This is a genomic window from Longimicrobium sp., from assembly GCF_036280135.1.
GTDB lineage: Bacteria > Gemmatimonadota > Gemmatimonadetes > Longimicrobiales > Longimicrobiaceae > Longimicrobium.
The window spans coordinates 1-6612 of sequence record NZ_DASURI010000019.1 but is presented as its reverse complement, the minus strand read 5'-3'; the positions used below and the strand labels follow the sequence as shown (position 1 = coordinate 6612).

At 73.3% G+C, this 6612-nt stretch carries 5 protein-coding genes; all 5 read right to left on the bottom strand.

The window, feature by feature from the left end; genetic code table 11:
- The coding region (locus VFZ20_RS00525; RefSeq protein ID WP_329681853.1) for a hypothetical protein at positions 1–2809 on the bottom strand (2809 nt) is incomplete at its 3' end.
- Positions 2806–3330: a hypothetical protein gene (locus VFZ20_RS00520; protein ID WP_329681852.1), complete on the bottom strand. Its 525-nt coding sequence runs from the start codon at positions 3328–3330 to the stop codon at positions 2806–2808. The genes VFZ20_RS00520 and VFZ20_RS00525, both read right to left, overlap by 4 nt.
- A complete protein-coding gene (fliJ, locus tag VFZ20_RS00515; RefSeq protein WP_329681851.1) occupies positions 3330–3803 on the bottom strand; it encodes a flagellar export protein FliJ in 474 nt (157 codons plus the stop codon). Before fliJ ends, VFZ20_RS00520 begins: the two co-directional genes overlap by 1 nt.
- Positions 3803–5137, bottom strand: coding sequence for a FliI/YscN family ATPase (locus VFZ20_RS00510; protein WP_329681850.1), 1335 nt, complete (start codon positions 5135–5137; stop codon positions 3803–3805). Before VFZ20_RS00510 ends, fliJ begins: the two co-directional genes overlap by 1 nt.
- A 346-nt stretch (positions 5138–5483) precedes the next feature.
- A complete protein-coding gene (locus VFZ20_RS00505) occupies positions 5484–5924 on the bottom strand; it encodes a hypothetical protein (RefSeq protein WP_329681849.1) in 441 nt (146 codons plus the stop codon).
- Positions 5925–6612: the final 688 nt, after the last annotated feature.

The window sequence follows — 6612 nt, the reverse complement described above, 5'->3', positions numbered from 1 at the left end:
GGGTGGGCAGGCGCGCGTCGCCGGTGGCGCGCAGGGTCTCGGCCACGGGGGCCAGGGCCAGGGCGCGCACCACCTCGGCGGCGTCGCCGCTGGCCACGGCGCTGCGGACGCGCAGGGCCTCGGCCTCCAGCCCCTTGCGCTGCAGCGCGCCTTCGAGCTCGCTGAGCCGCGCGTTGAGGGCCTGCGCCGCGGCGGGGTCCGCCAAGCCGATGTCGGCGCTCACGGCGGTGCCGCTCAGGCCGATGCGCACCAGCTCCTCCGCGCCACCGGCGCCGTCCAGGCGCAGCACCACCTGCTGCAGCATGCGCGCGGGCCCGCCGTGCTGAAGCTGGAGGACGCGCGCCACGCGCTCCGCCATTCCCGCGTGAGCCGCCGGCGTGGTGGCGGCCGCGCCGCGGACGTCCGCCGCCAGGCGCGGGGCGACCGGCTCGGAATGCGGGCGCTCGTCGCCGCGGCGCTCGCGGGGCGCGGCCGGCGCGGCGGACTCCGTCGCGTCCGTCTCCGGCGCGGGCTCGTCCTCGTGCCGCTCACGGCCGGCGTTGCGCGACGCGGACGAGGCGTCCACACCGGTCGGGCGCGTCCGGGCGTCCGCCGGCTGCGCGTCGCGGACGGGCGCGGGGCTCGCGGCGTCGGTCGCGGCCGGCGCTTCGCGGTCCGTCGCGGGACGGCCGGCAGGCTGCGTCAGCTGCGGCGCGGCGCCGGCGGGGACGCGGGCCACGGGGACGTCCACCGGGGCCATCGGCGCGGCCGGGTCCGGCGCGGCGGACTGCGGCGCGGCGGGCTCCAGGGACGGCGCCGCGTGCAGCGGCGTGCGCGGGCCTTCCGCGGGAAGAACGGCGGGCTGCGCGGGCATGGGCGCGGCGTAGCCGGGCACGTAGGCGGAGCCGGGAACGGCCACCTGGGCCACCTGCGCCACGTGGGCTACCTCGGCCACGCGCGCCACCTGGGCCACGCGGGCAATGCCGTCCACCTGCGGCGCGGCCGCAGGCATGGCCTCCATGGCCCGCATCCCGGCCGCGAACGGCTTGGCGGCGGCGGAGGGCGACGCGTCCGGCAGGTCCGCGTCGTCCCACGCGGACGGCGCGCCGGCGGCGGCGGATGCCACCCAGCCCGGCGTGCCCCGCGCGCGGCGCGGAAGCTCCACGTGGCCGGGGTCCTTGGCGCCCAGCGTCTGCAGCCCTTCCTCGGCCGCGATCTGCGCCAGGTGGCGGAAGCCGGCCGAGTTGTTCCAGTCGCCGTCGATCAGCAGGTCCGCCGCGCGGCCCGTGCGGTGGTTGGAGTTGAGCGTCCAGGTGACGACCGGCCCGGGCGCCGTGCGGCCCTGCGCGTACAGCCGCTCCTGGCGCGACTGCGAGCGGTACGTCTCCAGCACCTGCACCTCGTGCCCGTACTCGGCCTCCATCCGGCCGATCACGCGCTCCAGCCGCGTGCGGAACTCCGGGTCCAGCGCCGAGAGGTCGCGGATCACGCGCGAGGTCTCACGCACCCGCGCCGCGCCCTCAGCCGAGCCGGACGCGGCGGATTCGGCCACTGTGCCCACTTCTCCGTCTGCCGCCGTCGCGGAGCCCGTGCGGGCCACGTCCGCCGACCCGGCCTCGGAGGATTCCACGCGCAACGTCGCAGTCGCATCGGCCGAAACGGCGTTGGCGGATGCGGTGGATCCAGCGCGCGCCGTCATCGCATCGACCGAAACGGCGTCGGCGGATGTGGCACGCGGCGACATCGCATCAACCGAGACGGTATTCGCGAATGTGGCGGATGCTGAACGCCCGGTCGTCGTCGCGTCGGCCGAAACGATGTCGGCGGATGTGGCGGATCCGGCACGCGGCGCCATCGCATCGACCGAAGCGGCGTCCGCGGACGTGGCGGATGCAGCACGCGGCGCCGTCGCATGGGTCGAAACGGCATCAGCGGAGATGGCGGCCCGCGGCGCCGTCGCATCAACCGAAGCGTTGGCGGATGCGGTGGACGCGGCCTGCGTCACCCGCGCGAGCTCCGCGGCGGGCGTCGTCTCGATCGCGGTGGATGCGCGGAAGCCGGCCCACGTCCCCTGCCCCGCCATCCGCGCGATGTCGGGCGATGCGGTCGATCCGCCGGCCAGCTCCTGCAGGAACGAGGCGGAGGTAAAGCCCGTCGCGTCGGCGAACGCGGCCAGTTCGCTGCCCTGCGCCGTGTCCGCGCGGAGGGCGGCGAACTGCGCGGAATCGACGGACGCGACGCGCGCCAGCTCCTCCACCGTCGCCGCCGCAGTGAACCGCGCGGATCCAGCAGACGCGGTCGATCCGGCGGACGCAACCGATCCGGCCTTGGCGCCCTGCGCGGTGGCGACCTGCGATGCATCCATCGACGCGACGCGCGCCAGTTCCTCGGCCGAGAACGCCGTCGCGAACCGCGCCGTCCCCGCCGAAGCCGCGGCTGATTCCGCCGTCACGCCGCGCGCGGCCGAAGCCTGCGCATCGGCGGAAGCGAATCGCGTCGCCGTCGCGCCGGACGCGGTGCGGTCGGCTGCGTCCACCATCCGCGCGTCCGCGCCAATTGTGGTCAAAGTGGCCGCAGCGTAGTCCGCGGCGGACGCATCGGCATCCGCATCCACCGCCGTTTCGCCCGCGCCGGCCAAGCCGAAGCCGAGGGTCGCGGGGGCCTCGGCGCGGACCTGCGCGGGGAGCATCATGGCCCCGGCGAGCACGGCGGCGAACTCCAGCGACTCGGCCTCGCCGGCGTCGGCGACGCGATCGGCGTCGGGCGCGGCGGAGCGGGCGCGGTTGGCGGCCAAATCGGCGCCGGCGAACAGGTTGGCGAGCACGTTCAACGGACGGTCCTCGAGGTCGGGAGCACGGCGCCGCTGATGGCGGCGGCGCGATCGGGGCCCAAAGCGGTGAGGATGGCGGCTACCTGCCGGTCGCCCAGCATCCCCAGGACGAGCTGGATCTGCGGATCGCCCAGGCGGCCCAGCACGGCCGCGGCGTCGCGCGGCTGCATGGCGCCGAACACCTTGGCGATGCGCCGCGGCGTGAGCGGCCGCGCACCGGCCAGCGCGGGAACGGACGTGGCCAGCGAGTCGAAGACGGCGGCGACGCTGTCGGGCACGGGCGGCGCGGCGGTGTCCGCCGCGAGGGCGGCCGAGTCCTCCAGGGCCAGCACGGGCGCCGGCGCGGAGATCACGGAATCAGCCGCGGTGCTGTCGGCGCGGGCGCTGTCGGCGGCCGGCTTCTTTCCGGCGGCGTGCTGCGCCAGGGGCGGCTCCTGGCCGCGCTGCCAGGCGAACATGCCGCCCGCGCCGCTGCCGGCGCCCAGCACGAACATGCCCGCGAGGGCAATCATGCGGCCCATCAGCCCTCCGTCCCGCTGCGGGCCCGCTTGATGGCGGCCGACGCGGCGAAGCGCGCCAAGGCGATCTCGTCCATCTGCACCCGGTCGGCCTGGGCCTCCTCGGCCGTCCACTCCTCCAGGTGGCGGTCGCGCAGGCGGTCCAGCACCCGGCGGTCGCGCAGGGCGTCGCGGTACTGCACCAGCTGGGCGTCGGCGCGCTTTTCGGCGGCCTCGGCCGTCTGCGCGCTCACCACCAGGTGCCGGTCCAGGTGCTCCATCACCCGCGCGGCGGCCTGCAGCTGCGACACGGACTGGGGCGCGGCGCCCGCCGCCAGCAGGGCGGTCGAGCCGGCCGCGCGCACCTGCTCCAGGGCGGCGTGGGCGTCGCGGGCCTCCTGGGCCGCGCCGCGGGCCGCGGCCAGCTTTCCGGCCGCCTCGCGCTCCCCGCGCGTGCGCATCTCCAGCACCTGCTGAAGCCGAAACTGGAACGCCATCAGGTCGCCTTCCGTTGGGTCATCTGTTCAATGCGCCCGCCCAGCTGCACGAGCGCCTGGCGCGTGTCGTCAAAGCGCGTGGGCGCGTCGGGCCGCTGCCGCAGGAAGCTCAGCGAGTCGGGCCGCAGCTGCAGCGCCGCGTCCACCATGGCGTCGCTCCCCTTCTGGTAGGCGCCCACGAGCACCAGGTCTTCCTTCTCGCGGTACGCCGCCTCCATGCGCAGCAGCGTGTTGGCGGCCTCGCGGTGGACGGCGGGGATGATCTGGTCGCGCACGCGGCTCTTGCTCTCCAGCACGTCGATGGCGGGAAAGTGCCCCGCGCCGGCCAGCTTTCGCGTAAGGACCACGTGGCCGTCCAGGATGCTTCGCGCCGCGTCGGCCACGGGCTCGTTGAAGTCGTCGCCGTCCACCAGCACCGTGTACAGGCCGGTGATGCCGCCGGCGGACCCGTTGCCCGCGCGCTCCAGCAGGCGCGGCAGCGAGGCGAACACGCTGGGCGGATAGCCCTTGGTGGTGGGCGGCTCGCCCACGGCCAGGCCGATCTCGCGCCACGCCATGGCCACGCGGGTCACCGAGTCCACCATCAGCAGCACCTGCTTGCCCAGGTCGCGGAAGTACTCCGCGATGGCCGTGGCCACCATGGCGCCGCGGGCGCGGACGAGGGCCGCCTGGTCGCCCGTGGCCACGATGACCACGGAGCGGGCCAGCCCCTCGGGCCCCAGAGAGTGCTCCAGGAACTCGCGCACCTCGCGTCCGCGCTCGCCCAGCAGGGCGATGACGTTCACGTCGGCGGCGGCGCTGCGGGCGATCATCCCCAGCAGGGTGCTCTTGCCCACGCCGGAGCCGGCGAAGATGCCCACGCGCTGCCCCCGGCCAATGGTGAGCACGCCGTCGATGGCGCGCACGCCCGTCTCCATCACCTGCCCCACCATCTCGCGCTGCAGGGGGTTGGGCGGCTCGGCGCTGAGCGGAACGCGCTCCACCACCTCCAGCCGACCCTTGCCGTCGATGGGGTTGCCCAGGCCGTTCAGCACGCGCCCCAGCATCCCCGGCCCCACGCCCACGCCGAACGAGCGGCCCATCGACTGCACGCTGCTGCCCGGGTGCAGGCCGTCCAGCTCGCCCAGGGGCATGAGCAGCACGCCGCGCTCGTGGAAGCCCACGACCTCGGCCAGGATGCTGACCGTCTCGTCCAGGGCCGTCACGCGGCACAGCTCGCCCAGGCCCGCTTCGATGCCCGCGGCCTCGATCACCAGTCCCACGACGCGCGTAACGCGGCCGTAGCGGGCGAACCGGGGCACACCGGTGAGGCGTCGGGAGAGCAGCTCGGGCATCGTCTCGGAGTCGGTGGGTGATGGATGCGTCGCGTTCACGGCGCGGTGGAAAGGCAACGACGGGACCACGTGCCGCGCCGCGTATCTCATCGACGCAAACCCATGCAGAACGGTAGTTTAGAATGCGTTGATCGGTTGCGGCGGGCGGCTGTCCCGGCGGGAAGAATCCACCGCCTCGGCAGATTCTGCCGGGCGCGCGGAGTGGGACGATTCCGCCGCCCTGGATGAGAGGCTCCGTGGAAGCAGCGGTCACGGCGGGCGAGGTCGGGGACGAGAAAAGGACGGGGCGGCTCGCGATGAGCCGCCCCGTCCCTTGAGAGAGCTAAAGCTCGAGGTCCTGCCGCGTTCAGCGTGCGGCCGTGGCGACCAGGTCGAGGTTGCCGTTGAACACCAGGATCGGCGTCCACTCCAGCCGCAGCCGTATGCCTTCGCTGGTCTGCTGTACCGGCGGGGAGATTCGGGTGATCACCACGTAATAGAGACTTCCAACCTGGTAGAAGGTCCAGTGACGATCAGTCGGGGCTGTCTCGGGATCCCGCCGCAGGCCCATGTAGCGCTGGAACAACCGATGGCACACCGCAGAGTCGTTCGGATTGGTAAGCAGGCGAATCTGCGATGCGTCCACGATGGGAACGCCGTCCGGCCGCGTTTCCGAGCCGTATTGCGTAGCGTACTCCGTTACAACGCGCCGGCCCACCTCCGTCTCGCTGGTGCACTGGGCGTGAGACGCGCGTGCGCAAAGCGCCACGAGGACCAGCGCGAGCGTGAGGGCATGTACCGTCTTCATCGGTAGTTACCGGGTTCGAAGAGTTCAGTAGCCGCTAAACGTGAGGATCGCTCAAACGAGAACACACGAAGAGGGCGCATCGTAAGCACACTGAGCACTCCGTGCAACTCTCGGATGCCGAACTGGCGGAAGTGATTTCCTGAAGAAGCGCCACGGCTCATCTTGCGTGCGAGACTCGGAGGTCGCCCCCGTGCGCCAGGACCGGCTCCGAGTCACGCATGCAAGATCCTTCGTCGCCGCCATGGACCCTGCCGAAGCAAGGACCTGTGCGGCGGCTCCTCAGGATGACGCGTTCGGCGGAATGCGGGAGAGTCTTCCGCTGGATCGACTTTCCGCCTCGACTGCGTCATCCTGAGGAGCGCCCGCGCGAAACCCGATGCGGCACAGGACCTTGGGCGCGACCGAAGGATCTTGCGTGCGAAACTCGGAGGTTACCCTTGTGCACCACGGCCAGACCCGAGTCTCGCACACAAGATCCTTCGTCGCCGCCATGGATCCTGCTCCAACAAGAGCTTGTGCGGCGGCTCCTCAGGATGACGCTTTCGCGAGGGCGGACGGGGATTCTTCACTGGATCACTTCTCCGTCGCGATTGCGTTCGGCGGAGTACGGAGGGAAACGGCGGGACGGATTGCGCTCCGGGGCGGGCGTCGAGCACGGGACGGGAGATCCTTCGGTCGGCGCCAGGGT

Bases quoted from the DNA above. Each gene is read 5' to 3' on its own strand.
- VFZ20_RS00505 (WP_329681849.1), bottom strand. From the start codon at position 5,924: ATGAAGACGGTACATGCCCTCACGCTCGCGCTGGTCCTCGTGGCGCTT.
- VFZ20_RS00510 (WP_329681850.1), bottom strand. From the start codon at position 5,137: ATGCCCGAGCTGCTCTCCCGACGCCTCACCGGTGTGCCCCGGTTCGCC.
- fliJ (WP_329681851.1), bottom strand. From the start codon at position 3,803: ATGGCGTTCCAGTTTCGGCTTCAGCAGGTGCTGGAGATGCGCACGCGC.
- VFZ20_RS00520 (WP_329681852.1), bottom strand. From the start codon at position 3,330: ATGGGCCGCATGATTGCCCTCGCGGGCATGTTCGTGCTGGGCGCCGGC.